26 protein-coding genes are annotated in these 24,381 nt (G+C 71.4%); 19 read left to right on the top strand and 7 right to left on the bottom strand.

The genetic code is table 11. From position 1 onward, the window contains the following. Positions 1 to 27 precede the first annotated feature (27 nt). On the top strand, positions 28 to 252 hold the full coding sequence (locus K6U06_RS09655; protein WP_262321720.1) for a hypothetical protein: 225 nt from the start codon (positions 28 to 30) through the stop codon (positions 250 to 252). Between the two features lie 8 nt (positions 253 to 260). Here K6U06_RS09655 and K6U06_RS09650 read toward each other — a convergent pair whose 3' ends face one another. Both K6U06_RS09650 and K6U06_RS09645 read right to left on the bottom strand, forming a co-directional pair. Beyond that, on the bottom strand, positions 261 to 1,580 hold the full coding sequence (locus K6U06_RS09650; protein WP_262321719.1) for an NAD(P)/FAD-dependent oxidoreductase: 1,320 nt from the start codon (positions 1,578 to 1,580) through the stop codon (positions 261 to 263). Beyond that, positions 1,570 to 2,997, bottom strand: coding sequence for a xylulokinase (locus tag K6U06_RS09645; RefSeq protein ID WP_262321718.1), 1,428 nt, complete (start codon positions 2,995 to 2,997; stop codon positions 1,570 to 1,572). The genes K6U06_RS09650 and K6U06_RS09645 overlap by 11 nt, the downstream gene beginning before the upstream one ends. Before the next feature lie 130 nt (positions 2,998 to 3,127). Here K6U06_RS09645 and K6U06_RS09640 point away from each other — a divergent pair, with 130 nt between their 5' ends. Together K6U06_RS09640 and K6U06_RS09635 are read left to right on the top strand one after the other, a co-directional pair. After that, a complete protein-coding gene (locus K6U06_RS09640) occupies positions 3,128 to 4,087 on the top strand; it encodes an NAD(P)-dependent oxidoreductase (RefSeq protein ID WP_410051021.1) in 960 nt (319 codons plus the stop codon). Beyond that, complete coding sequence (locus K6U06_RS09635) at positions 4,084 to 4,740, top strand: L-fuculose-phosphate aldolase (RefSeq protein WP_262321716.1); 657 nt, start codon at positions 4,084 to 4,086, stop codon at positions 4,738 to 4,740. Before K6U06_RS09640 ends, K6U06_RS09635 begins: the two co-directional genes overlap by 4 nt. Positions 4,741 to 4,765: 25 nt before the next feature. Here K6U06_RS09635 and K6U06_RS09630 read toward each other — a convergent pair whose 3' ends face one another. Next, the gene (locus K6U06_RS09630) at positions 4,766 to 5,038 is read right to left on the bottom strand and encodes a hypothetical protein (RefSeq protein ID WP_262321715.1); all 273 of its coding nucleotides are present in this window, start codon (positions 5,036 to 5,038) and stop codon (positions 4,766 to 4,768) included. Positions 5,039 to 5,047: 9 nt separating this feature from the next. Next, a complete protein-coding gene (locus tag K6U06_RS09625; RefSeq protein ID WP_262321714.1) occupies positions 5,048 to 6,616 on the bottom strand; it encodes a class I adenylate-forming enzyme family protein in 1,569 nt (522 codons plus the stop codon). Between the two features lie 406 nt (positions 6,617 to 7,022). On the opposite strand from K6U06_RS09625, the gene K6U06_RS09620 reads away from it, so the two are divergent. Then, the gene (locus K6U06_RS09620) at positions 7,023 to 7,907 is read left to right on the top strand and encodes an NAD(P)-dependent oxidoreductase (RefSeq protein ID WP_262321713.1); all 885 of its coding nucleotides are present in this window, start codon (positions 7,023 to 7,025) and stop codon (positions 7,905 to 7,907) included. A 68-nt stretch (positions 7,908 to 7,975) separates the two neighbouring features. On the opposite strand, the gene K6U06_RS09615 is transcribed toward K6U06_RS09620, so the two are convergent. Next, entirely contained in the window at positions 7,976 to 8,179 is a 204-nt protein-coding gene (locus K6U06_RS09615) for a cold-shock protein (protein WP_262321712.1), read from the bottom strand. A 269-nt stretch (positions 8,180 to 8,448) separates the two neighbouring features. Here K6U06_RS09615 and K6U06_RS09610 point away from each other — a divergent pair, with 269 nt between their 5' ends. The 3 genes from K6U06_RS09610 (at position 8,449) to K6U06_RS09600 (ending at position 10,203) form a co-directional block, all read left to right on the top strand. Next, complete coding sequence (locus K6U06_RS09610) at positions 8,449 to 8,859, top strand: hypothetical protein (RefSeq protein ID WP_262321711.1); 411 nt, start codon at positions 8,449 to 8,451, stop codon at positions 8,857 to 8,859. 92 nt (positions 8,860 to 8,951) lie between these two features. After that, a complete protein-coding gene (locus tag K6U06_RS09605; protein ID WP_262321710.1) occupies positions 8,952 to 9,773 on the top strand; it encodes a dioxygenase in 822 nt (273 codons plus the stop codon). Positions 9,774 to 9,831: 58 nt separating this feature from the next. Continuing rightward, on the top strand, positions 9,832 to 10,203 hold the full coding sequence (locus K6U06_RS09600) for a VOC family protein (RefSeq protein ID WP_262321709.1): 372 nt from the start codon (positions 9,832 to 9,834) through the stop codon (positions 10,201 to 10,203). Between the two features lie 8 nt (positions 10,204 to 10,211). Here K6U06_RS09600 and K6U06_RS09595 read toward each other — a convergent pair whose 3' ends face one another. Continuing rightward, positions 10,212 to 10,565 (bottom strand): DUF2786 domain-containing protein, encoded by a 354-nt coding sequence (locus tag K6U06_RS09595; protein WP_262321708.1) that lies wholly within the window; start codon positions 10,563 to 10,565, stop codon positions 10,212 to 10,214. Between the two features lie 224 nt (positions 10,566 to 10,789). Here K6U06_RS09595 and K6U06_RS09590 point away from each other — a divergent pair, with 224 nt between their 5' ends. Genes K6U06_RS09590 through K6U06_RS09575 form a run of 4 tightly spaced genes read left to right on the top strand, consistent with a single transcriptional unit; the run spans position 10,790 to position 14,158 of the window. Next, positions 10,790 to 10,948 carry a hypothetical protein gene (locus K6U06_RS09590; RefSeq protein WP_262321707.1) on the top strand — a complete coding sequence of 53 codons (159 nt, stop codon included), beginning with the start codon at positions 10,790 to 10,792 and terminating at the stop codon, positions 10,946 to 10,948. 2 nt (positions 10,949 to 10,950) lie between these two features. Then, complete coding sequence (locus K6U06_RS09585; RefSeq protein WP_262321706.1) at positions 10,951 to 11,691, top strand: oxygenase MpaB family protein; 741 nt, start codon at positions 10,951 to 10,953, stop codon at positions 11,689 to 11,691. A 42-nt stretch (positions 11,692 to 11,733) separates the two neighbouring features. Next, positions 11,734 to 13,425 carry a class I adenylate-forming enzyme family protein gene (locus K6U06_RS09580; protein ID WP_262321705.1) on the top strand — a complete coding sequence of 564 codons (1,692 nt, stop codon included), beginning with the start codon at positions 11,734 to 11,736 and terminating at the stop codon, positions 13,423 to 13,425. A 46-nt stretch (positions 13,426 to 13,471) separates the two neighbouring features. Beyond that, entirely contained in the window at positions 13,472 to 14,158 is a 687-nt protein-coding gene (locus tag K6U06_RS09575) for a TetR/AcrR family transcriptional regulator (protein WP_262321704.1), read from the top strand. A gap of 6 nt (positions 14,159 to 14,164) precedes the next feature. Here the strand turns inward: K6U06_RS09575 and K6U06_RS09570 are convergent, their stop codons facing one another. Further along, on the bottom strand, positions 14,165 to 15,409 hold the full coding sequence (locus K6U06_RS09570) for an acyl-CoA dehydrogenase family protein (RefSeq protein ID WP_262321703.1): 1,245 nt from the start codon (positions 15,407 to 15,409) through the stop codon (positions 14,165 to 14,167). A gap of 392 nt (positions 15,410 to 15,801) precedes the next feature. Here K6U06_RS09570 and K6U06_RS09565 point away from each other — a divergent pair, with 392 nt between their 5' ends. Genes K6U06_RS09565 through K6U06_RS09530 form a run of 8 tightly spaced genes read left to right on the top strand, consistent with a single transcriptional unit; the run spans position 15,802 to position 24,368 of the window. Next, entirely contained in the window at positions 15,802 to 16,584 is a 783-nt protein-coding gene (locus tag K6U06_RS09565) for an MlaE family ABC transporter permease (protein WP_410051020.1), read from the top strand. Beyond that, a complete protein-coding gene (locus K6U06_RS09560; RefSeq protein WP_262321701.1) occupies positions 16,584 to 17,447 on the top strand; it encodes an ABC transporter permease in 864 nt (287 codons plus the stop codon). The genes K6U06_RS09565 and K6U06_RS09560 overlap by 1 nt, the downstream gene beginning before the upstream one ends. Further along, the gene (locus tag K6U06_RS09555) at positions 17,444 to 18,916 is read left to right on the top strand and encodes an MCE family protein (protein WP_262321700.1); all 1,473 of its coding nucleotides are present in this window, start codon (positions 17,444 to 17,446) and stop codon (positions 18,914 to 18,916) included. The genes K6U06_RS09560 and K6U06_RS09555 overlap by 4 nt, the downstream gene beginning before the upstream one ends. A gap of 50 nt (positions 18,917 to 18,966) precedes the next feature. Continuing rightward, positions 18,967 to 20,007, top strand: a complete 1,041-nt coding sequence (locus tag K6U06_RS09550; protein WP_262321699.1) for an MCE family protein — start codon at positions 18,967 to 18,969, stop codon at positions 20,005 to 20,007. Then, positions 20,004 to 21,014, top strand: a complete 1,011-nt coding sequence (locus K6U06_RS09545; RefSeq protein WP_262321698.1) for an MCE family protein — start codon at positions 20,004 to 20,006, stop codon at positions 21,012 to 21,014. The genes K6U06_RS09550 and K6U06_RS09545 overlap by 4 nt, the downstream gene beginning before the upstream one ends. Beyond that, positions 21,011 to 22,186 carry an MCE family protein gene (locus K6U06_RS09540; RefSeq protein ID WP_262321697.1) on the top strand — a complete coding sequence of 392 codons (1,176 nt, stop codon included), beginning with the start codon at positions 21,011 to 21,013 and terminating at the stop codon, positions 22,184 to 22,186. The genes K6U06_RS09545 and K6U06_RS09540 overlap by 4 nt, the downstream gene beginning before the upstream one ends. Continuing rightward, complete coding sequence (locus K6U06_RS09535) at positions 22,183 to 23,292, top strand: MCE family protein (RefSeq protein WP_262321696.1); 1,110 nt, start codon at positions 22,183 to 22,185, stop codon at positions 23,290 to 23,292. Before K6U06_RS09540 ends, K6U06_RS09535 begins: the two co-directional genes overlap by 4 nt. Then, positions 23,289 to 24,368, top strand: a complete 1,080-nt coding sequence (locus K6U06_RS09530; RefSeq protein WP_262321695.1) for an MCE family protein — start codon at positions 23,289 to 23,291, stop codon at positions 24,366 to 24,368. The genes K6U06_RS09535 and K6U06_RS09530 overlap by 4 nt, the downstream gene beginning before the upstream one ends. Positions 24,369 to 24,381 lie beyond the last annotated feature (13 nt).

The following is a 24,381-nucleotide window of genomic DNA, read 5'->3' as shown; positions in this document are numbered from 1 at the left end:
CGACGCGGCAGCGGGTACATGCACATCATGACGACATCGCGAGAGGCCGATCACGCACTTGGGCTGGAGCTGCAGCTCGAGGAGCTGGTGGAGCAGCGGGAGCGGGCCCGCGTGCAGGGAAGAGACGACGACCTCCCCCCGATCGACGCCGAGATCGCCAGCCTGCAACAGGAGCTGGCCGACACCGCCGAGGCCGCTACTACCAGTGGGCGCGACGCCGGGTCGATCATCGACGCCGATCAGGTCGGCTGAGCGCAGGCTCAGGCGACGGTGTCGGCCAGCACCGCCTCCGCGGCCCGCCGGCCCGACAGCAGCGCCCCCTGTATCGACGCGTTGTCGCGGTGGTCGCCGCACACGTAGACACCAACTCGGGTGCGCACCGGCCGGCGGGGCTCGGTGCTGAACGTGCCCGGCGGCTGCGCCGGCTGGGCGTGGGCGATCCGGTCCACCCGCAGCACCCTCCATCCTTCCAGGCCGCCCCGCCACCACGACGCCATCTGGGCCCGGGCGGCCCGGTCGATCTCCTCGTCGCTGCGGTTGCGAATCACGTCCGGGTCGACGATCGAGGCGGCCACGAGGCCTTGGCCTGGCGGCGCGCTGCTCGGGTTCACCGTGCTCATCACCGCCAGGTTGTTCACCGGCCCCGGTCCCCCATCGAGGGCGATGGCGGTCGTCGCCGGCGCGCCGCTGCCGGCCGGCATCGGCGGAGTCGGGGTGGCGTACCACACGCATCCCACCGGCCGGCCGCCGGGATCGTCGACCACGCCGGGCAGCAGGGCGGCCGCCGCGGGGCCTTCTGTGGCCACCACGACCGCTGCCGCCGGCACGACGGTGCCAGCGGCGAGGGTCACGCTGTCGCCGGTCACCGACCGCACCGGGCTCGAGTAGCGCAATGACCCTCCGGGCAGGCCCGCCGCGATCTGGGCCGGAACGGCGCCCATCCCCGCGGCCGGGACCGCGCTGCCAGCCGAGGCTCCTCCAGCAACCAGGCTGCGCCAGACGAAGCGGGCCTGGCTCGAGGACGTCGAGAGGGCCGGGTCGAGCAGGACGCCGGCGAGGAGCGGCCCGAGCATGGTGGCGATGATCTGCTCGCTCAACCCTTCGGATCTCAGCCACTGGCGGGTCGAGGTGTCGGCGCCGCCGGCGGGGCCGTCGGCGGGCCAGCGGGCCGCCGCGAGAGCGAGCCTCGCCACCCGCAGCTTGTCGGGGAGCGACCCGACCGGCGCTGTCAGCGCGGCCAGGGCGGAGCGGGGCCGGCGGCGGGGATCGGCGAGGGTGTGCCAAGCGCCGGCGGCGCGCACCGTGGCCCCGGGGAGGAAGGGCCGCAGGTCGAGGGAGCCGAGGTCCAGAACGGCGCGGACCTCGGGGTAGGCGCAAGGCAGCACCTGAAAGCCGCGGTCGCACACGAACCCGTCGATCACGTCGGTGCGGACCCGGCCGCCCGGCCCGTCGGAGCCCTCGAGGACCAAGAACGAGCGGCCCGCGGCGTGCAGGCGCCGGGCGCAGGCCAGGCCGGCCAGGCCAGCGCCCACGACGATGACCGGCGGTCCGCCCGGTGCCTCCGCCGGGCTAACGGACACGCAGCTCTCCAGGCTCGACGATGGCGTTGCGGTACCGCTGGTAACGGTCGGAGGTGGGCCCGATCCACCGTCGGTCCGGCTGGTGGGCGACACCGCGGGAGGCCCAGCGGGCGGCGTCGTCGATCGAGGACTCGAGGCCGGCGGCCATGCGGGCCAGCCACGCGGCGCCGAGCGCCGCGCCTTCGGGAACCCCGACCGGCTCGACCGGAAGCGCCAGGCCGTCGGCTAGGGCCTGCATCCACGCCCCGTCCCTGACGCCGCCACCGGTGACCACCACCCGCCTGGGTGCCATCCCCGCCACATCGAGGATGTGGCGCGCCGCGAACGCCGTCGCCTCCCGCGCCGCGCGGCGCACCTCGGCGGGGCCGGCCGCGATGTCGAGGCCGCCCAGCGCGCCCCGGCGGTGCGCGTCGTGGAGCGGGACCCGCTCGCCGCGCACGTAGGGCCACCACACCGGCACCGCGTCGGGACGGGCCTCGCCGGTGGAGGGCGCGACCAGGCGGTCCACCCAGTCGAGGAAAAGCCCGCCGGCGTTGCTGGCACCGCCGACCATTGCCATTCCGCTCTTCAGGTGGGGCATCGTCCACAGCCCGGGCGGCTGGGGCCATCCTTCGACGACCGCCCAGACCACCAGCGTCGAACCGCACACGATCAGCACGTCGCCGGCGGCGTCGGCGCCGGCCACCAGCTGCTCGCAGAAGGCGTCCACGCCTCCCGCCCCGAGCACCGGTGGGGCCACCGAGGCGGCGGTTGCCGGCGCCGGCCACAGCGCCGGGTCGACGGTGCCGATCGGGGTCCCGAACACGGCCACCGACGGCAACACGTCGGTGCCGACCCCCGACGCCGCGCACACCTCCGCGTCCCACCGTGACCCGTCGAAGAGGCTGCCGGTGCTGCAAGCGCTGGCGTAGTCGAGCGTGGCGGGACCGCCCAACGCCCGGTTGGCGACCGCTTGCGCCGGCCAGTAGGCCGCAGCGTCGGGTGTCTCCTTGGCGCACCACGCCAGGAGCGCGGCCGCCTCGCCCGACGCCATCGGGTCCGACCCGCCGGCGGTCGCGCTGCGGCCCCGCCCGTCGTCGTAGAGGACGCCGGGCCCGACGGGGACCCCGGACCTGTCGACCGCGGCCATCGAGGGGGTCATGGCCGACACCGCCACCGCCAGGCACGACTCAGGGCCTTCGGGGGTCACCGCGGCCAGCGCCGAGCGGGGGCCGTCGACCCAAGCCGCTCGAGGATCGTGCTCCAGGCAGTCCGCGCTCGGGGTCAGCAGCCGATGGGGGATCCGGGCCCGGCGCAGGACCCGGCCGGTGTGGTCGACGGCCACGGCCTTCACCGAGGTGGTGCCGATGTCGATGCCCACCGCCGCCGGGGCGGGCGCGCGCCGGTCCTCGACCGGGACGCTGGACGGATGTGACATGCGGGCCACGCAGGGCCAGTATGGCGTGGTGCCCGCAGTACACAACAGCGCCGGCGACACCAACGTCGGCGGCACCAACGCCAGCGGCAGCGACAACAACGCCGGCACCGGCTCGGACCGGCCCCGGGCGCTGGTGACCGCCCCGCTTCGCGGTCCGGGCCTCGAGCGGCTCATGCAACTGGCCGACGTCGTCTACGAGCCGTGGATCGAGCAGTCACCGCTGCGCATGTACGACGACACCGGCCTGGCGACCCGGGTGGCGGCGGAAGGCGCCCGGGTGCTCGTGGTCGAGAGCGACCTGGTCGGCCCGGCCACCCTGGCCCTGCCGCTCATCGCGGTGGCCGCCACCCGGGGCGACCCGAACAACGTGGACCTCGAGGCGGCGACCGCCGCCGGGATCCCGGTGCTGCACACCCCCGGGCGTAACGCCGACGCGGTGGCCGAGCACGCGCTGGCCCTGCTGCTGGCGGTGACCCGGCGGATCACCGACGCCGACGGGGAGGTGCGAGCCGGTGAGGTCTGGAAGGACGGCACCATCCCCTACCAGCGCTACCGCGCCGGCGAGCTGGCCGGCCGGCGCGTCGCCCTCCTTGGGCTGGGCGCGGTCGGCCGGGCGCTGCGCTGGAGGCTCGAGGCGCTCGGCATGCAGGTCCGGGCTTACGACCCGTACCAGCCCGACGCCGACCACGACCTCGACGCGGTCGTCGACGGGGCCGACGTTCTCAGCATCCACGCACCGAAAGGAGCCGGCGGAGCTGCCCTCGTCGACCGGAGGGTGATCGAGCGGCTGGCCCCGGGCGCGGTGATCATCAACACCGCGAGAGGCAGCCTCCTCGACACCGGCGCGTTGATCGACGCGCTGCGCGACGGGCGCCTGGGCGGCGCCGGGATCGACCACGTCGAGGGCGAGGCGCCGGGCCTCGGCGACCCGCTGCTCGACGCCCCCAACGTCGTGGTGACGCCGCACATTGCCGGCGCTACCTGGGACACCGAGAGCAGAGGAGCAGAGATGATCGCAGCGGACCTGGCGCTGATCTTGGACGGCCGGCGCCCGACCCACCTGGCCAACCCGGAGGTGCTGGGCCGATGACCGCCTGGGTCCCCGACGCCCACCAGGCGGTGCTGGCAGCAGCGAAGGACATGGCCCGCAAGGGGCTGGTCGAGGGCACCGCCGGCAACATCTCCGCCCGTCGCGAGGACGGCACGGTCGTGGCCACCCCCTCCGCGGTGGACTACGAGGCCATGGTCCTCGGGGATCTGGTGGTCGTCGACGCCGACGGAACGGTGCTCGACGCGGCCGACGGGCGCTCCCCCACCTCTGAGCTGCACCTGCACCTGGCCTGCTACCGGGCCTTCGAAGACATCGGATCGGTGATCCACTCCCACCCCGTGTGGGCAACCATGTTCGCGGTCAGCCATCAGCCGGTGCCGGCGTGCATCGACGAGTTCACCATGTACGTCGGCGGTGACGTTCGCTGCAGCCAGTACGCGCCGTCGGGCAGCGAAGCGATGGGCGACGCGGCGGTCACCGCGTTGAAGGACCGGGGCGCGGCGCTGCTCGCCAACCACGGGATCGTGACGGTCGGGCCGTCCCCGGCGAAGGCGCTGCACATAGTGGCGCTAGTCGAGCGAAGCGCCCAGATCGCGTGGGGGGCCAGGGCCCTCGGCGGCCCGGTGCCGATCCCCGACGAGGTCAACGCCAACTTCGCCGGCGTCTACCAGATCATGCGCACGCTGCCCTGACGCCGCCCACCACCGGGCGCCTAAGTCAGTGCCGCCAGGGCTCCTTGTGCTCCTCGGGTTCGGGGACCTCTGGCAGGTCGGCGGGCTGGCGGGACCACCAGTCGGCGTCGCGGTGGGCCCGACCGACGTGCATCCGCCCCATCAACCCGGGGACACTCGCCGTCGCCCGTCGTAGCGCACCCCGGTTGGCCTTCCAGCGCTCCTCGATGGCCCGCTGGCCCGGCGTGGCCGTCTTGCCCAGCCACCAGTAGCCGGCCAGGCACGCCGCCGCCACCGCCAGCAGGACCAGGAACACCACGGGTAGAGGTTACGCCCGCTCCGGGCGGTCCGACAGGCGCGGCAACGGTTCCGCGGCGGGAGGCAGTTGGGTCCGCACCACCTTCCCGGTCGCGTTGCGCGGCAGCGACGCGACCACGGTGATGTGGCGTGGAACCTTGTGGGGGGCCAGGCGCTCGGCGCTCCAGTCCCGCAGCCCCACCGGGTCGATGATGGCGTCGGGGGCGGCGACCACCCACGCCGCGACGTCCTCTCCGAGCACCGGGTGGGGCACCCCGGCGACGGTGGCCTCCGCCACCGCAGGATGCTCGTAGAGGACCGCTTCGACGTCGCCGGCGTACACGTTGTTGCCGCCCCGGATGATGACTTCCTTGGTCCTCCCCACGATGTAGACGTAGCCGTCGTCGTCGAGGCGGGCCAGGTCACCGGTGTGGAGCCCGTCCTCGTGCCACACCGCGGCGGTGGCTTCCGGGTCCCGGTAGTACTCGCGGGGTCGCCCGGGCAGCCGGATGACCAGCTCCCCCACCTCGCCTGCAGCCAGCCGCTCGCCCCCTTTCCCCACCACGAAGAACTCCGCGGGCGGAAGCGGGCGTCCGACCGATCCCACGCGGCGCTCGGCCTCCTCCTTCGGCAGCACCGTGAACGCCGGCCCGGCCTCGGTCATCCCGTACGCGTTGGAGACCGCCGCGGCCGGCATGCGGGCCTGCAGGCGCCGCCAGGTGTCGGGGGCCAACGGCGCGGAGCCGACCGCGGCCAGCCCGATGCTGGAGAGGTCGGCCGTCGCGAACCCCGGATCCGCGAGCAGCAGCTCGGCCATGGCCGGGACCAGGAACACCATCGACGGCCGTTCCCGTTCTACCGCCTCGATCCACGCCTTGGCGTCGAAGCGGGGCAGGTAGAGGGCCACCATCCCGAGCTTCATCGGGTTGTACACCGCGGTGATACCGGCGAAGGTGAACAGCGGCGACGACGTCAGCCACCCGCTGCCGTTCCACGCCGGCAGCCCGTTGGGGATGAGCGACGAGTTGGCGTGACGGACGACGACACCCTTGGGCCGGCCGGTCGTGCCCGACGTGTAGACGATGTCGGCGATGTCGTCCTCGTCGGCAGGGACGGAGGTGGGGAAAGGGGCGCCGGGCGCGACCGCTTCCTCCCACCGCAGCACCGTCGCGGCCCCGGCCCGGGCCGCGACGGGCTCCCCTCCGACAATCACGTGCCGCAGGGTGGGCAGCGAAGGGGCGACGCCCAGCAGCACGGAGGCTCCGGGGCCGCCGGTCAGCGCCACCGACACCTCGGCGTGGCCCAGCAGCGCGGTCAGCTCCGGGCCTACCAGGCGAGGGTTGAGGGGCACCGCGACCGCCCCTGCCATGTGGATGCCGGCGTAGGCCACGACCCAGCGAATCGGGTCCTCGAGAGGCAGGTGCAGCGCCACCCGCTCGCCGGGGACCACCCCGAGGCGCGCCAACCCGGCCGCCACGTCGGCGCCCCCTTGCGCCCACCGCTCGAAGGTGAGCCGCCCGCCAGACCCGAGGTCGACAAAGCCGGTCTGGTCGCCGAGGTGCTCGGCCATGAGCAGGAGCTGGTCGGTCAGGCGGGGCACAGCAGCGAAAGTCTACGACGGCCCCATCCGTCACAGGGCCGCCCCCGGGCTTCTAACCTATGCGGCCATGGCTGGAGCTATGAGTGCTGGTGTCTCGGGCCCGGGAACGTGCCCGGGCTGCGGTCTTTCCTACCCCGCGCCGGCGGTCGGAGCCACCGGTGAGGCCGTCTGCCCAGCGTGCGGGGCGCCGCTCGGGGCGGGACCGCGCCCCGACGACACCGCGGCGTTCCAGCGCTTCTACACCGCCCCGCCCGCGCCACCGGCCCGGGGTCTGAGGGCGTGGCTCAGCCGGCTGTTCGCCCGGCGCTGAGCCGGCACTCGAGGCAGCCCGCAGCCCGCTCGTGTCGCGCCCGAAGCGGCGGGCGGTAGCGGCGGGCCGCCCGCCTGCGGTGGGTAGGACCAACCCATGCGAGTCACGGTCATCGGATTGGGCAACATGGGACGGGCGTGCGCGGCGCGGGCGCTTCAGTCAGGCCACGAGGTGACGGTGTGGAACCGCTCCCCCGGCAAGGCCGGCGAACTGGTCGGCGCCGGCGCCAAAGAAGCGCCTAGCCCCGCCGACGCGGTCGCCGCCGCCGAAGCGGTCCTCGTCGTGCTGACCGACGACGCCGCCGTCGAGTCGGTCTGCGGCGGCGACCAGGGGATCCTCGCCGCTCTGCCGTCCGGGGCGGTACTGGCCGACGTCAGCACCGTCTCCCCCGGTCTGGCCCGGAGCCTGGCCGCGTCGGGCCCCGACGGGCAGGTCCTCGACACGCCGGTGCTCGGCGCGCCGGGGGCCCTCGAGAAGGGCCAGGGTCGCTTCCTCGTGGGAGGCCCGGAAGCTGCGCTCGAGGCGATCCGGCCGCTTCTCGATGATCTCGGCACCTCGACGATCCACTGCGGGCCGGCCGGTACCGGCGCGGCGATGAAGCTGGTCTGTAACCTGCTGCTCGTCACCGGGGTGGCCGCGATGGCGGAAGGGATCGCCGTGGCCCGGGGCCAGGGACTCGACGACGACTTGCTGCGGGCGGTGTTCGCCGACACGCCGGTCCTCAGCCCGTCGGCCAAGATGCGCCTGGAGCCGACCCTGGACCCGGCCCACCCTGGGTGGTTCGGTCCGGCGCTGGCCCGAAAGGACGTGCGCCTGGCGCTCGAGTTGGCGCGCGGCAGCGGGTCGGCGCTGCGGATCGCCCCGGCAGCCGAGGAGCTGCTCACCACCGTCATCGAGTCGGGGCGCGACTGGCCGGACTTCGCTGCGGTAATCGAGGCGCTCGGTGGTCCCGGGCCCGGGCAGAGCCGGGGGACCACCTGAATCCGAGCGCGCCTGTGGACGGGTTCACTTCGAGCGAACCCGTCGACAGGACCTAGTTGACCGACGGGTCAGGCCAGGCGGACGTTGGCCGCCTGCAGGCCCTTCGGGCCCTGGTTGGTCTCGAACTCGACCTTCTGACCTTCCTCCAGGTTGCGGTACCCGGTGCCAGAGATCGCACTGAAATGTACGAAGACATCAGGGCCGCCGGCGTCTTGGGTGATGAAGCCGAAACCCTTGTCGCCGTTGAACCATTTTACGGTGCCAGTTGCCATGACAATCACTCCTTTCCCGGCCGAATTGACTCGTGGATCAGACGGGTCACGGCCTGGCTCTTTGTGAGCCGGAGGGATGCCATCCACTGCTGGTGTCCTTGCCCTCGAGTGAAACGCTAACACGCGCACCAGGCCCGTGGAGGCAAAGATGGCTCCATGCGAACCGGATCACTTGCTGAGCGCTCGACGTCCGGGGGGTGCAGGCCGATACGAGGCCGCACGCCCCCTTCCGTGACTCCCGCCAGCCGCGCCACCCGCCGGGGCGAGCGGTGATAGCGCAGCTGGCCCCGGCGGTCGACACCGTCCGCCTGTCACTGCACGTCCTGGCTGCCACCGTGTGGGTCGGCGGCCAGATCACGCTGGCCGGGTTGGTGCCCACCGCCCGCCGGGCCGGACCCGACGTGCCCCGGCAAGTCGCCGCCGCGTTCGCCCGCCTCAGCTGGCCGGCCTACGCAGTGCTGATCGCGACCGGGGTGTGGAACGTGGCCGCCGTCCATGCCGGCCAGCCCAACGCCTGGCAGGCGGTCCTCGGCGTCAAGATCGCAGTGGTGGTCGTCGCCGGCCTGGCCGCGTGGCTGCACGCCCGGTCACGCAGCCGGGCCGGCCTGGCCGCGTGGGGCGCCGCCACCAGCCTCTCCTCGCTGACCGCGGTGGTGCTCGGCGTGCTCCTCGCCGGCTGAGCGCGACCCGCACGGCGCTGGCATACTCGCCGGAAGCGTCGTGCGGCGAAGCAGTGACGGGCGAGCCGCCGCCCCGGGGGATAGGAGAACAGATGGCCGACACCAACCCGGCTGCAGACGACCACCTGGCCCAGGTCGTCTCGTCATTCGCCTCGGCCCCCGACCAGCGCGCCCGCGAGGTGATGCAGGCCGCGGTCTGCCACCTCCATGAGTTCGCCCGCGAGGTCGGCCTGACCAGAGAGGAGTGGGCCAGCGGAATCGCGTTCCTCACCGCGGTGGGTCAGCGATGCGACGAGGTACGCCAGGAGTTCGTGCTTCTCTCCGACACCCTCGGCCTGTCCATGCTGCTCGAGATCCTCGCCGATCAGCCGGCGCCCGGTGCGACCGAGGCGACGGTGCTCGGGCCGTTCTACGTGGACGGAGCGCCAGAGCGGTCCTTCGGCGAGTCGATCGTCGACGACCCGGCGACGGGCGGCGACCCCCTGGTGCTTTGCGGAGCGGTCCGCGACCTCGACGGCGCGCCGGTGGCCGGAGCCACCATCGACGTCTGGCAGGTGCAGCCCAACGGGCTCTACGACATCGAGGAGGACCCGGCCCGCCGGAACCTCCGCGGCAGGTTCCGCACCGGCCGCGACGGCGGGTACGAGCTGCGGACCGTACGGCCGGTGGACTACACGGTGCCCCACGACGGGCCGGTCGGGGCCATGCTTCGGGCGGCCGGGCGGGCCGTGTGGCGCCCGGCTCACATCCACCTGAAGGTCAGCGCGGCCGGCTTCGCGCCCCTGGTCACGCACGTGTTCGACGAGGAGTCACCCCGGCTGCGGGAGGACGTGGTGTTCGGCGTTCGCCACTCGATCGTCGCTCGTCTCGGCGGTCCCGAGTGTCGCTTCGACATAGCGCTGGCACCGGCGTGACGGCGGTCAAGGCCGTTCGGCCCTACTCGCCGGAGGCGGAGTCGGTCAGGGTAGGCGTGTGCTCGATCACCTCTCCATCCAATGCGCCGACCCAGAGGCCAGCGCCGCCTTCTACGACGCCGTGCTCACCCCCCTCGGAGGCCAGAAGCTCATCGAGCGCGGAACGGTAGCGGGCTTCGGGATCCCTCCCCAGCCGACGTTTTGGATCGGTCCCCGCAACACCGGGGACGGCTTCCGGGAGTGTCACATCGCGTTCCAAGCCCCCGACCGCGAGTCGGTCGACGCGTTCCTCGGCGCCGCCCTCGGTTACGGCACGGAGATGCTGCACCCGGCGCGGCTGTGGCCGGAGTACCACGCCAACTACTACGCGGCGTTCGTGCGCGACCCGGACGGCAACAACGTCGAAGCGGTCTGCCACCTGCCCGAGTAGGCGCTCGGTCAGGCCCGCAGGTCGATGACCCTTCTGCTGGCGCCGTCGTCGGCTAGATGCTGGATGCGACGTAGAGCCGAGTAGGCGTCGGCGGGAGGCGGACCGTTGCCGTCGGGCGGGTGGAGGCGGCTCGCTCGGCGGTCCACCAGGTGCCGACGCTCCCGGCGGCGTCCCGGCAGCCCGGCGACGTCAGTGGCGATGTCGTATTCGGTAATGACCCGGGCCAGCAGCCGGTAGCAGCGCTCCGCCAGCGCGACCGCTTCCGCGTCGTTGGTGGTGCTCTCGGCCTTGGCCAACAATAGGCCGGCGGTGGCCAGGTGGCTCCGATCCAGCCGCCCCGTCTCAACCTGTCCTGTGGTCATGGCCGACATCCCTTTGAACTTGTCCGCGGGCCTTCGCCCGCCCGCTGCAACCGCAGCCACTGGCATTGTCCGGCGTCTGGTCGCCCCCCGTCAACGGTCCTCCCCAGTCGGGCGACGAGTGCGAACCCGGAGACCTCCTCCCCTCCCAAGGAGACACCGCGACCACCTACCGCGGTCAACCCGTCTGTTGACAGAGTGCTAACAAGCCGAGGTAGGATTCACCCATGACGGACGTGGAAGCACGTACCCCACCACCCGCGCTTGCCCCGAGCGCCGCTGCCGGTCCCGGCGGAAACCGGGCAGCCACCACCAGCACCACCACCATCGACTTCGTCGACGTGGTGGACGGCGTCGGGGTTTCCTCGCCGGGCCGGCCAACGTGATCATGCAGCTGAGTTGGGCTCCGGTCGGCTACGGCGTTGTGGAGAGCAAGGTCGACAGCGGGAAGGTCACCCTCCACCCCCTCAAGCGGTTCCGCACCACCTTCACCTACTTGGCGGTGGCGCTGATGGGCTCGGAGGACGAGCGGCGGACCTACCGCAAGGCGGTCAACCGGTCCCACGCCCAGGTGCACTCCGGGCCCGTCAGCCCCGTCGAGTACAACGCCTTCGACCCGGAGCTGCAGCTGTGGGTGGCGGCCTGCTTGTACTACGGGTCGCTCGACGTCGCCGTCCGCTTCGGTGGCCCGCTCGACGACGCCACCGCCGACGCCCTCTACGAGGCCGCCAGGCCGTTGGGCACGACGCTGCAGGTCAAGCCGGAGATGTGGCCCGCTTCCCGCGCCGAGTTTGAGGAGTACTGGGAGCGCGCCCTCGAGCGGGTGTCGATCGATCCACCCGTGCGGGAATACCTATACGACCTGGCGACCTTGCGGTTCCTGCCTGCCCCGCTGCGGTGGCCCCAGTCCCGCTTCAACCTGTTCGTGACCACCGGCTTCCTGCCTCCGCGCTTTCGCGAGGCGATGCAGCTGGAGTGGACCGACGCGGACGAACGCCGCTTCAACCGGCTGATCGGCGTCATCGCCGCGGTGAGCCGGCGGCTGCCCTCCCCGCTCAGGCACTTCCCGTTCAACTACTTCCTGTGGGACTTTCGGACGCGGGTCCGTCTCGGGCGCAGGCTGGTCTGAGCAGACTCGCGCCTTCGCCCCGACCAGCGACAAAGGAGCACCGTGAGCACCAGCCAGACCCAGACCGCGGCGAGCGGTGCGGGTGACGTGTTCGAGATCGTCGAGGTGGGGATCGGCGGCGCCCGGATGCCGGTGTTCAAGCACACCCCCGCCTCCCTGCGCGACCTGTGGGAGCTGAGCGCCGGGCACGGGGACGCCGCCTACCTCGTCTACGACGACGAGCGCCTCAGCTACAAGGAGGCCCACGCGCAGGTGGCCTCCCTGGCGTCGTGGCTGCGCGACGAGTGCCGGGTCCGAAAGGGCGACCGGGTGGCGATCGGGATGCGCAACTTCCCCGAGTGGGCCATCTCTTTCTGGGCGACCGCCGCCCTCGGCGCGGTGGCGGTACCGCTCAACGCGTGGTGGTCAGGTCCCGAGCTGGACTACGCGTTGCGTGACTCCGCCTCGGTGGTGCTCATCGCCGACGGCGAGCGACTCGAGCGTCTCGGGCCGTACCAGCGCGACCTGGACCTCAGATCCGTGGTGGCAGTCCGCTCCACCGCCCCACCGGGAGGTGCCGTTCCCTTCGACGAGCTGGTGGCCGCGGATGTCGGCGGCCTGCCGGCGGCCGACATCCAACCCGACGACACCGCGTTGATCATGTACACCTCGGGCACGACGGGACGGCCCAAAGGAGCCGTCGCCACCCATCGAAACATCTGCGCCCAAGTGATGAACATCATGTGGATGGCCGCGGCTGCCGCCGACCCGACGGCCGCCCCCGCCACGTCTGCGCCGTGCACCCTGCTGACCTTTCCCCTCTTCCACGTAGGGGGGCTGCACTCGTTCCTGATCCCATACACGGCCATCGGAGGCAAGGTGGTCCTCCTCTACAAGTGGGACGCCCCGAGCGCACTGCGTCTGGTCGCAGCGGAGGGCGTAACCGCGATCGCCGGCGTGCCGACCACCATGTTCCAGCTCCTCGACGAGGCCAAGCGACAGGGAGTCACCCTGGACTCGCTAGCCGGCGTGGCGTCGGGCGCGACCCTCGTGCCCGCCCAGCTGGTCCGGCGGATCGACGCCGAGCTGGGGTCCAAGGCCGCACCGTCGAACGCCTACGGGCTGACCGAAACCGCGGGGGCCGCGGTCATCAACGTCGGCGCCAGCTGCGTCTCCCATCCCGACAGCGTCGGCCGGCCGATCTCCCCGGTGATGGCGGTGAGCATCCGCGACCCAGGAGGCGCCGAGGTGACGACGGGCGAGGTAGGCGAGATCTGGTTGCGGGGACCCACGGTGTTCTCCGGCTACTGGCGCAACCCGGAGGCGACGTCGGAGGCGTTGGTCGAAGGCTGGTTCCGCACCGGGGACCTCGGCCGCGTGGATCCCGACGGGTTCCTCTACGTCGTGGACCGAATCAAAGACGTGGTGATCCGCGGCGGCGAGAACGTCTACGCCGCCGAGGTGGAGGCTGCGCTCTACGAGCATCCCGCCGTGGCCGAGGTCGCGGTGGTGGGGGTTCCCGACGACGTCCTCGGAGAGGTGGTGGCGGCGGTCGTCCGCCTCCGCGACGGCGCCGCGGCCAGCGACGCCGAGCTCAGGGACCACGTCCGTGCCAGGCTGGCGGCGTTCAAGGTTCCCGCCATCGTCGAGCTGAGCGACGGCGAGCTGCCCCGCAACGCGGCAGGGAAGGTGCTTAAGGGACAGCTTCGCCGTGGGTTGGCAGACCGCCATGGCGGGCACCCGGGCGACGCGTAGCGCCGCAGTAAGGTGCGCTGATGAGGCGTCGAGGAGGCCAGGGCGGGTGAAGGCGAAGACTGAACCCAAGCGCTTCAGCCGCCTCGATTCCGACCAGCGGCGAGGTCAAATCCTCGCCGCCGCCCAGGGTTTGTTCTCCGGGCGGCCCTACGGGGCCGTATCGACGACTGAGATAGCCGAGGCCGCGGGGGTCACCAGAGGGCTGCTCCATCACTATTTCGGGACGAAGCGGGCCCTGTACCTGGAGGTCGTCCAGGAACTGGTGGGGGTTCCCGTCGTTCCCCTGCTCGACGCGATCACCGCGCAGCGTTCGGGGTCCTCCGCAGCGCTGGGCTGGGAAGCCAGCGTCGACGGGTGGATGGAGCTCATCGAGGCCAACCGCGAGGCGTGGCTCCTGGCGATCAGCGCCGGCGAGACCGGCCAGGACCGGGCCATGCACGAGATCCTCGACAACGCCCGCGAGAAGACCGCGTCGCAGGTGCTGCAGGTGCTCGCGCTCGACGACACCGACATGCCAGAGGTCCGTTCCCTGGTGCGGGCTTTCGGAGGCTTCGCAGAGGAGATCACCCGGGAGTGGCTGGAGCGCAAGCGCATCAGCCGCGCCCAGGCCCGGGTGCTTCTGGTCGGGGCCCTCCCGTTGATGGTCGAGGAGTTGCTGCCCGGGGTGGCGGCCGCCCGCGACGAGAACGCGAAGGACCGCCGGCCCCGCCGCCGGGCCCGCCGCGTCGGCTGACCTCGCCTACCTCGCCATGTCGCGAAAGGGCGTGCGGGCGTCGATCCCCGGATCCTTCGCCAACCCGAGGACCCGCTCCCCGATGACGTTGCGCAGCACCTCGTCGGTGCCGCCCCCGAGCCGTCCTCCCGGGACGCCGCAGACGAACTTCGACCACGCGAAGGTCCCCCACTCGCCCGTGTCGGCGACGAGGCGCGGACCCAGCACCCGGCTCACGAACGCCGACATGGCCTGCAGGTTCTGGGTTCCCGCCAGCTTGAGGATCGACAGCTCCGGTCCCGGAGGGGCCCCGGTCGCCGCGCTGGCCGCGCCTCGCCGCAAGGTCCAGCCGGCGATGCGCTCTGCGCCGTAGAGCCGGGCCAGCTCATCTCGAAGGCCGGGATCCCCGTCGGCGTCGAACTGGCGCAGGAGGGCGATCAACCGTTCGAAGGGGCCGGGACCGCGCCCGAGCCCCATCCCGCTGCCGATGGCGGCGCGCTCGTTGGACAAGGTGGTCAACGCCACGCCCCACCCGGCGTTGACGTCCCCCAAGCGGTGGTCGTCAGCGACGCGGACCTCGTCCAGGTAGACCTCGTTGAACCCGGCACCGCCGGTCATTTGCCGCAGAGGTCGGACCTCCACGCCGGGTGCGTGCATGTCCACCAGGAAGCCGGTCAGCCCCTTGTGCTTGGGAAGGTCGGGGTCGGTGCGGCAGATGATCTCGCCGAGGTCGGCGAGGTGGGCATTTGAGGTCCACACCTTCTGGCCGGTGATCACCCACTCGGCGCCGTCGCGAACCGCCTTGGTGCTCACCGACGCCAAGTCGGAGCCGGCGCCCGGTTCGCTGAAGAGTTGGCAGGCGATGAGGTCCCCGCGGTGCAACGGCCCGAGGTATGCCCGCTGGATCTCCGGTACGCCGTGGGCGGCGATGGTGGGGGCGACCATGCCGAGGCCGATCGTGAAGTACGACTGGTCGGGAAGCTCGTAGCCGCTCTCGAGGGTCCGGTACGCCTGCCGGTGGGCCGCGGTCAGGCCCCGGCCGCCCAGCTCTCTCGGCCCGTCGATCCAACCGAAGCCGGCGTCGAACCGCAACGCCGCCCACGCCTTCGCCCGGGCCAGCTCCGCCGCATCCTGGGCCGGGTCTCGCTCTTCGATGATGGAGACGTTGTCGTCCCCCTCGCCCCAGGCGAAACCGGCGCTGCGGCGTCGACGGGCATTGGCGGCCAGGAACGTGGCGGCTTCTTCGCAGAGCTGTTGCACAGTGGTCGTCACCTTCCAATCCAACCACACGTAGTTGACACAATGCCAACAGGCAGGATGTCCCCCGGTGGTCGCGCCGGTGGCGTGCTTGACGGGCCTCAACACAGTTGGCACAATGTCAACGAAAGGATTTGGCCGGTGGGGACGGTCTGGCGGGAAGAGGCACTGGGGCCTCCATCTGCCGGCGCCTTGATTGTGCCGACAGCCGCCACCTGCCCCTCCGGGGGAGGCGACGGCCGCAACTCGTTGCTCGGCTTCTCGCTGGGCCTTAGCCGAATGGGCGATGTTTGATGATGCCGGGGGGAGTGATCCAAGAGCCGGTTGCCGGGGCGAAGCGCCGGGATGGCCCGACATCTTGGTGGCGCGGCTTCCAGCAGCGGATCGGCTCGGGTGACGCCAGCGACTTGCCGTGGCTGTTGTCGTCGGCTCGCTCGGGCGGTGCCCTAGTCGCGCTCACCCTCGACGCGTTCGTCGCGGCCGGAGAAGCGATCGTCAAGAGACGGTTCTCCTACCGGGAGTTCCTGGCTCAGGCCTGGTTCCTCGTGTCGGTGTCGCTGCTGCCGACGCTTCTCATCGCGTTGCCCTTCGGTCTGGTCCTCGTGCTCGAGGTCGGGAGCCTCGCGAACCAGATCGGCGCCCCGTCATTCGTCGGTGCGGTCGACGCGGTGGGCACCGTCCGCGAGGCCGCGCCGATCATCACCGCCATCGTCCTGGCCGGGGCGGGCGGATCAGCGATCTGCGCCGACCTCGGGGCCCGCACCGTCCGCGATGAGGTCGCGGCCCTCCAAGTCATGGGCATCGACGAGGTCGAACGGCTGGTCGCCCCCCGCCTGCTGGCCCTTCTCGTCGTGTCGGTCCTGCTGAACGGCATCGTCGCCATGGCCGGGATCGTCTCGGGCTATCTGGCCGACGTGACCGTCCTGCACGGCACCGCCGGCGGCTTCTTGAACTCGTTCACCACCTTCGCTCAGGCACCCGACATCGTCGAGTCGGAGCTCAAGGCGGCGGTGTTCGGGGTCCTGGCTTCGGTGGTCTCCTCGTTCAAGGGGCTGAACGTCAAGCGGGGCGCCTCCGGGGTCGGAGAGGCGGTCAACCAGTCGGTGGTCGTCACCGGCGTTGCGTTGTTCGTGGTCAACCTGATCCTGACCGAGATCTTCTTGGTCCTCGTCCCCCCTCCGTTCGTCTGATGGCCGCGATCACCACACAGGCCGCAGGGGTGCTGCGCGACCAGCTCCGGCGGGTGACCGACAAGGCGCTGGCCCGTTTCGGGCTGCTCGGCAGCATGCTTTTGTTCTTGCTGCGAGCCGTGACCGCGTTGCCGGTCGTGGTGGTCCGCTACCGAAGCGAGTTGGTGCGGGTCATCGCCGAGGTGACCTTCGGGGGGCGCATCCTGGCGATGCTGGCCAGCACCGTCATGGTCTCAGCGGTGCTGTCGGCGGTGGTAGGCGTGCAGCTGGCGCTCGAGGGGTACCAGGGCCTGGCGATCATCGGGCTCGGGCCGCTCGCCGGCTACCTGTCCGCGTTCGCCAACACCCGGGAGCTGACGCCGCTGCTCACCGGTTTCGGGCTGGCCGCGCAGATGGGCTGCCGGTTCACGTCGGAGCTGGGCACGATGCGCGTCACCGACGAGATCGACGCCCTCGAGGTGATGAGCGTCCCCCCGCTCGCCTACCTGGTGACGACCCGGATCGTGGCGGCGCTGGTCGTCGCGGTTCCCCTCTTCCTGCTCTCCCTCGCCGGGTCCTACGCAACGACACAACTGACCGTGGTCGCCGTCGCCCATCAAGGAAGCGGTACCTACCAGCACTACTTCCACGAGTTCCTCACATTCCACGACATATTCCTGGCCGGGGTCAAGGTCGTGGTCTTCGCGGTGCTCATCACCGTCATGCACTGCTACTACGGGTTCAACGCGAGCGGCGGGCCCGAGGGGGTAGGCACCGCGGCGGGTCGTGCCATCCGCGCCAGCGTGGTCACGCTGGCGGTGTCGGACATGCTCATGACCGTGCTGTTCTGGGGCTCCTCGAGCGGCATCAGGATCTCGGGATGAGCGCCTCGGTCCCGGCGCCACGCCGGCTCAGCCTGGAGTTGCTCCAAGACTCGCCGCGCTGGTGCGCCGCGGTAGGGGTGGTGGTGGCGGTGGGGATCATCGCCGCGGTCTTGGCGATCGTTGCCGCCTTCACCGGCCGGCTGACCAACGAAACGACGATCGACGCCCGGCTGCCGTCGTCGGGTTCGGCGCTTCCGGGCGGCACGGTCGTCGAGTACCGCGGGGTGACCGTCGGCAAGGTGCTGAGCGAGCGCATGGGCGCGGACGGGGTCGTATCAGCGCGCCTGGCGTTCTACCCGGCCAAGCTTCGCGAGGTACCGAGGGGGGTGCGGGCGCTGGTCGCTCCGCTGTCCATCTTCGGTAACCAGTACGTCCAGCTGGTGCCACCCGCCTCGGGGGCCACAGAACAGCTGTCGGCCGGGGACCTCATCGAGGCGGACAACTCGACGCCGTCCAGCTCCCTGCAGGGAACCGTCGCGCAGCTCTCAGGTCTGCTCGACGCCATCCGGCCGGCCGACCTCGACACCGCCTTGAGCGCCGCCGCCCAAGCGCTACGGGGGCAGGGCGACGCCCTCGGGCGGACCTTGCGGGCCACGTCGCAGTACCTGGCCGCGATCAACCCGTCTCTGGCCACCCTCCCCCACGACCTCCAGCTGATCGCGCCGGTCCTGGCCCAGGCCGACGCCTCCGCCCCGTCGCTGCTCGACTTGGTGGCCAACGCCTCCCACACCGCCACCACCGTCACCGCAGAGGCCGCTCCGCTCCACCGGCTGCTGGGCCAAGCCACCACCGTGAGCGCCCAGACCGAGGCGCTGCTGGCCGCGGTCACCTCGAGCCTGCCCACCCTGCTGAACGACGCCGGACCGCTCCTCGGCGACGTGTCCGCCAACCCGCAGGAGCTGTCGCAGACCCTGGACGGTCTCGGACGGTGGGCCGGGGCCTGGGCCGCAGCGGAGAGCCACGGGCCGTTCCTGACCCTAAGCGCTGACCTCCCGATCGCCGATGTCAACGCCGCGGTCCAAGCGGCCGTCGGCTACGACGCGGCCGCCAACGTAGCCGCCGGCCTGGGCGCGGCCGTCAACCCGCCGACCTACACGCCCGCCGACTGCCCGGTGTTCCCGGGGCAACCCAACCCCTACTGCGGGCACGGGGGAAGCCCGGCTGCCGCGGCGATCCCCGCCTCACCGGGCCCCGCCCAACCTGGCGCCGGACCGACCGCCGCAGCTGTCCCGGCCACCGCCGGGGGCCCCGCCACCGTCGGCGCCGGCACCGCCCAGGCCCGCCAGCCTGACGCCGCGGTGATGGCCGCAGCCCAAAAGGTGGCACGAACCGACGACACCACCACCGCCCAGCAAGACGCGGTGATCATGGTCGCTCGAGCACTCGGCCACGGCCGGGTGCCCAACCAGGCCCTCGCCGCAGTGCTACTCACCCCGCTGTTCGCCTCGATGTCGGCCGGGTCGCGGTGACCGCCCGCCGGTCCCTTGGCGATCTTAGAGGGCCGCTGATCAAACTCACCGTGTTCGCGATCGTCTCGGTCACCATCACCATCAGCGTCGTCGCGTCGCTCCTCGACTTGAAGATCGGCCAACCATCCACCTCGTATCACGCGGACTTCACCAACGCCAGCGGCCTGGAGGCCGGGGACATCGTGCGGATCGCCGGGGTGGAGGTCGGCAAGGTCACCGGGGTGGCGGCGAGGCGCACACCCGGCGGATACCAGGCCCGAGCGGACTTTACGGTCCTCGCATCGCAGCACCTGACGACCACCACCCGGGCCTCGATCCGGTTCGAGAACCTTCTCGGCCAGCGCTACTTGGGCCTGGCGCCGGGTGCACCGGGCGGCGCAGCGCTGCGGTCCGGCGCGACGATCCCCGCGTCCCGGACGTCACCGGGACTGGACCTCACGTCGGTCTTCAACGGATTCCAGCCGCTGCTCGCCGCGCTGGATCCAGCCCAGGTCAACCAGCTCACCGGATCGATCATCGCCGTCCTGCAGGGACAGGCCGGCTCGGTGTCCAACCTGGTGTCCGAGACCGCGTCTGTCACCTCCAACCTGGTCCAGCACCAGGCGGTCATCGACCAGGTCCTCGCCAACCTGACCCCGCTTTTGACCTCGGTCAACACCCACGACACCCAGCTCGGTCAGCTCATCGACGGGTTCGACGCGCTGGCTCAAGGCCTCGCCGGCCAGCGCGACCAGCTCGGCACGGCCATCACCAGCGTCGGGCAGCTGACCTCGAACGTCTCGGGCCTGCTCACCCAGTCCCAGCCCTCCCTCGACCAGGACCTGCAGGGCCTAGTCGGCGCCACCTCCACGCTGAAGGCCAACCAAGACGCCATCCAGTCGGTGATCGCGGACCTCCCGCCGCTGCTCAACACGTTGGACAAGGTCGCGGACTCCGGCAGCTACCTGGCGGTCTACGTGTGCGATCTGACCGTCCAAGCCAGCGGACCGATCAGCGTCAAGCTGTCGCCGACGGTGCCCCAATCGCCGGCGCTGAGCGTCCCGACCGGTCCCGTGGGCGGCCCGGCGCGGCACACCGGAGTGTGCCGGTGAAGAAGTTCCGGGAACGCAACCTGCTCGCCATCGCGGCCGTCTCCGCAGCCGCCGCCGTGCTCGGCACCTTCGTCTCGATCGACTTCGCCAGCTTGCCGCTGGTCAGCAACAACGCCACCTACCACGCCGACATGGCCACCGCTGTCGGCCTGGAGACCGGCGACGTGGTCACGATCGCCGGCGTCCGGGCCGGCAAGGTGACCGGCCTGTCGCTGCGCGGCGGGTTCGTGGACGTCACGTTCCGCATCGGCGGCGACTATCACGTCGGGCGCGACTCCCGCCTGGACGCCAAGGTCACCAACCCCGTCGGGGTCGAGTACCTCGAACTCACCCCCGCCGGACCGGGCCGACTCCGAGGAGCCATCCCCCTCGCCCGAACCTCCTCGCCCGACACGTTGATCGGCGACCTCGGGCAGTTCTCCAAGGAGACCGAGCAGACCAACATCCCTCAACTGGTCAAGTCCCTCGACGTCCTCAGCCAGGCTATGAGCGCCACGTCGCCGGACCAGGCCAAGGCGGCACTGCAGGGGATCGCCCAGCTATCCCAGGTCCTCGCCAGCCACCAGAGCCAGGTGTCCAGCCTGATCACCCAAGGCAACGACCTCGCCGCCGAGCTGCACGACCACAGCACCCAGCTGGTCAACCTGATCAGCCAAGCCGACCTGGTCCTGCAGGTCCTCGACGACCGAAAGCAGGCCATCACCAACCTTTTGGCCACCACCGCCCAGCTCAGCGCCCAGGTGTCACACATCGTGGGCGGGGACGAGGCGAGCCTCCAACCGATGCTGGCGAACCTCAACGCGGTCTCCGGGTTCCTGGCCGCCGACGGCAAGCACATCGACCAGGCCCTCCCCCTCCTCGCCGCGTTTGACCGCTACACCGCCAACGCCACCGGATCGGGACCCTTCGCCGACTTCGTCGCCCCGGCCCTCACCCTCCCCGACAACCTCCTGGCCGAGTGCGCCCACCTGACGACCACCAACCAGCTCCTGGGCTGCCGGCCGTGACCAGAACCCACAGGCAGCTGACCATCGCCGCGGTCTGCGTCGTCCTCGTCGGGCTGGTGGCTCTGGGCGCAGGGCTCGTGACCACCTACGGCGGCACCCGGACCATCAAGGCAGAGTTCCCCGAGGTACCGGGCCTGTACCCGGGCAACCACGTCGACGTCTTGGGCATCCCCGTCGGGACCGTCACGTCCATCCACCCAGCGGGCAGGGCGGTCGAGGTGACGATGCGGGTCAAGTCGAGCGTCAGCATCCCCGCCGACGCCAGAGCGGCGCTCATGGCACCCGAAGTGGTGACCGACCGCTTCGTGCAACTCACCCCCGCCTACACCGGCGGACCGAAGATGACCGACCGCCACACCATCCCGCTCGATCACACCGTCGTCCCCGAATCCGTCGACGCCCAGATCGCCGCCCTCGACAACCTCGCCCGCCAGCTCGGTCCGAGCGGCGCCAACAAGAACGGCGCACTGGCGCAGCTGCTCGCCACGGCCGCCCACCAGATCCGCGGCAACGGCGGGGACTTCAACGCGGCGGTAGTCGACTTCTCCCGGGCTCTCCACGGCATCGCCGCGCACTCCCCGCAGCTGGCCTCCCTGCTCGACAAGCTGGGGCCGCTCACCCAGGCGCTGGCCGACGACTCCGGGAGCTACCGGTCCTTCTCCAGCGACCTGACCGCCGCCAGCAGCCTCCTCGCGCAGGACCGCTCCGACATCGGAGCCGTCGTGTCCAACCTGCAAGACGCTCTCGGCGCGCTCAGGAACTTCATCACCGCCAACAGCACCAACCTCCAGGGAAGCCTCACCAACCTCGACCGGTTGGCGGCTGCGCTCACCCAGCAGCAAAAGGCCCTGACCGCAGCGTTCGACCTCACCCCCGTGACGCTTCAGAACCTGAACAACGCCATCGACACCACCGCCCCCGGCGGCCCGGCGCTGCGGGCCCGCTATGACCCGGTGGCCACCACCAACGGCCTGTTCACCACGGTGTGCGGCAACGCCGACCTCCGGTTCCTGGTGGTCCTAGCCGCCGGAACCGAGACCAACCCGCTGACGACGGCCACTCCGGTCGACACGATCTGCGCGGTCGGCAACGCCCTCACCGCCCTGACCCCGCCGCCCAACGCCAGCCCCGGTCCGGACCTGACGCTCTCGGCACTCGTGGGCCAGCCGTGATCGGTGACCTCCGGCGCCGCCCGCCGAGACTGTTGTTCGCCGGGGCGGTCGCCGCCCTGGCAGTCGCGGCCGGCGGCTGCGGCATCAGCCTCCAGAGCCTCCCGAAGATCGGAGGCGTGACCGGACCGACCTATACCGTCACGGCCCGCTTCGCCGACGTCGTCAACCTGCCCGCCAACGCCGAAGTAAGAGTCGGCCCCTTCGCTGCTGGCTACGTGTCGAGCATCACGGCCAAAGACTTCTCGGCGATCGTCGCGATGAAAATCAAGCGGTCCCAGCGGCTCCCGGTAGGCACGACCGCTCAGGTCCGCTTCGACACCCCGCTCGGCGAGGACTTCATCCAGCTCACCCCGCCCACAGAGACGCCGCCGCCCCCCTCGACGGAGCACCCGGCCTACCTCGGCCCCGGTTCCCGTCTGTCCGAAAACGAGACGACGACCGCGCCGAGCATCGAGGACCTGCTGGCAGCGACCGGCGCATTGTTGAACGGCGGAGGCATCAGCCAGCTGCGGACCATCATCACCCAGGTCAACGATGCCCTGCGCGGCAACCAGCCGCAGGTCAAGTCGCTGATCGGATCCTTGAACGCCACCCTCGCCACGTTCGCCGGCAGCGAAGGTGCGTTCGACCGGGCGCTCGGGGCCATCGGATCCCTCGCGCAGACCCTCAACGACAACAGGTCCGTGATCGCCACCGGCATCGGCGCCCTCCAGCCCGCGGTCGCGGTGCTCGACAGCCAGAACACCACCTTCCGCACCCTCGTGGCGCAGGTCGACCAGCTCGCAGCGGTGGCCGGCACGGTAGTGACGCGAGGCGGGACCGGGTTCGTCTCGACGGTACGGCAACTGGCGCCGGTCGTCCACCAGCTCAACGAGGTGCAACAGCAGCTGGGGCCCGACCTGCGCGCCCTCGACGCGCTGGAGAAAGGCACGCCGGGCATCGCTCCGGGCGACTACCTACAAGTCGCGCTAACCGCGACCGCCGATGTCCCGGCCGTCCCCGCCGGCGCCCTGCCCCTGAAGAAGGTCACCGTCGACCCGCCCCAGCAGGACGAGTCAAACCGCAAACCGGCGATCGTCACCATCATGGAGGGGGCACTGCCATGAACCGCCAGACGCTCACCCGGCTCCTGGGGCTGGCCGTCATCACCGTCGTCGGCGGGTCCTACATAGCGTTCGAAGCGGTCGGAGTCCACGTCCTGTCGCCTCCCTACCGGGTGACCGTCCACCTCCAGGCCGCCGGTGGCATCTATCCCGAAGCCGCGGTCACCTACCGGGGCGCCGACGTCGGCCGGGTCCGCGCCCTGCACCTCCACCCCGACGGGGTGTCGGTCGTGGTGGCCATCAACCACGGCGTGCGGATCCCCGCCACCGCCACCGCGAGCGTCAAGGAGATGACCGCAGCGGCCGAGCAGTACCTGGACCTGGTGCCACCCGATGACAAACCCCCATACCTGCGGAACGGATCGGTCATCGGCGTCGAGCGCACCACCGTCCCCGTCAGCGTCGGGCAGCTCCTCAACACCGTCAACACCCTGGTAGACGGACTCAACGCCGGCGACTTGAACACGGTCAGCACAGCACTGGCGCAGGGCCTGCGCGGCGCCGGCCCGGACCTGCGCACGATCATCAGTGACAGCCACGCTTTGGTGCAGGCCCTGCAAGACGCCGCTCCCGCAACCGCTCAGACGATCACCGCGGGAGCCACGGTACTGCAGACCGCACAGGCGACCAGCCAGGACTTCGCAGCGTTCACCACCGACCTGGACGCGATAAGCCGGCAGCTGGTGCGCTCCAACGGCGACCTGGTCAAGCTCATGACGAACGGCGACGCGGCCACCGCCGAGCTGAGCCCGCTGATCAGCGCCACCGCGGCGCCAACCGACGATCTCGTCGCCAACGCCGCGACGGTCACCCAGATCGCCTTCGCGGACAACCCCGCGGTCAGGGCCATGTTCCAGGTGCTCCCCGTCCTGGCCCAGAACATCGCCGCCACCTCCGCCAACGGCCAGATCCGATTCCAGCTGCTGTTCAACGACCGCAACACCGTTTGCCCCTACACCAACCAGATGGCGGAGCCGACGGCGCTGGTCGCAACCGCGGACCTCACTCGCAACTGCGCGACGAGCGCCCCCGACCTGCTCCAGCGCGGGGCGGCCACCGCCCCATCACCCCAAGGCTGAACGATCGCCTTCA

Source organism: Acidiferrimicrobium sp. IK, from assembly GCF_025499425.1.
Taxonomy (GTDB): Bacteria; Actinomycetota; Acidimicrobiia; order Acidimicrobiales; family Palsa-688; genus Acidiferrimicrobium.
This window is presented reverse-complemented; position numbering and strand designations above follow the sequence as displayed.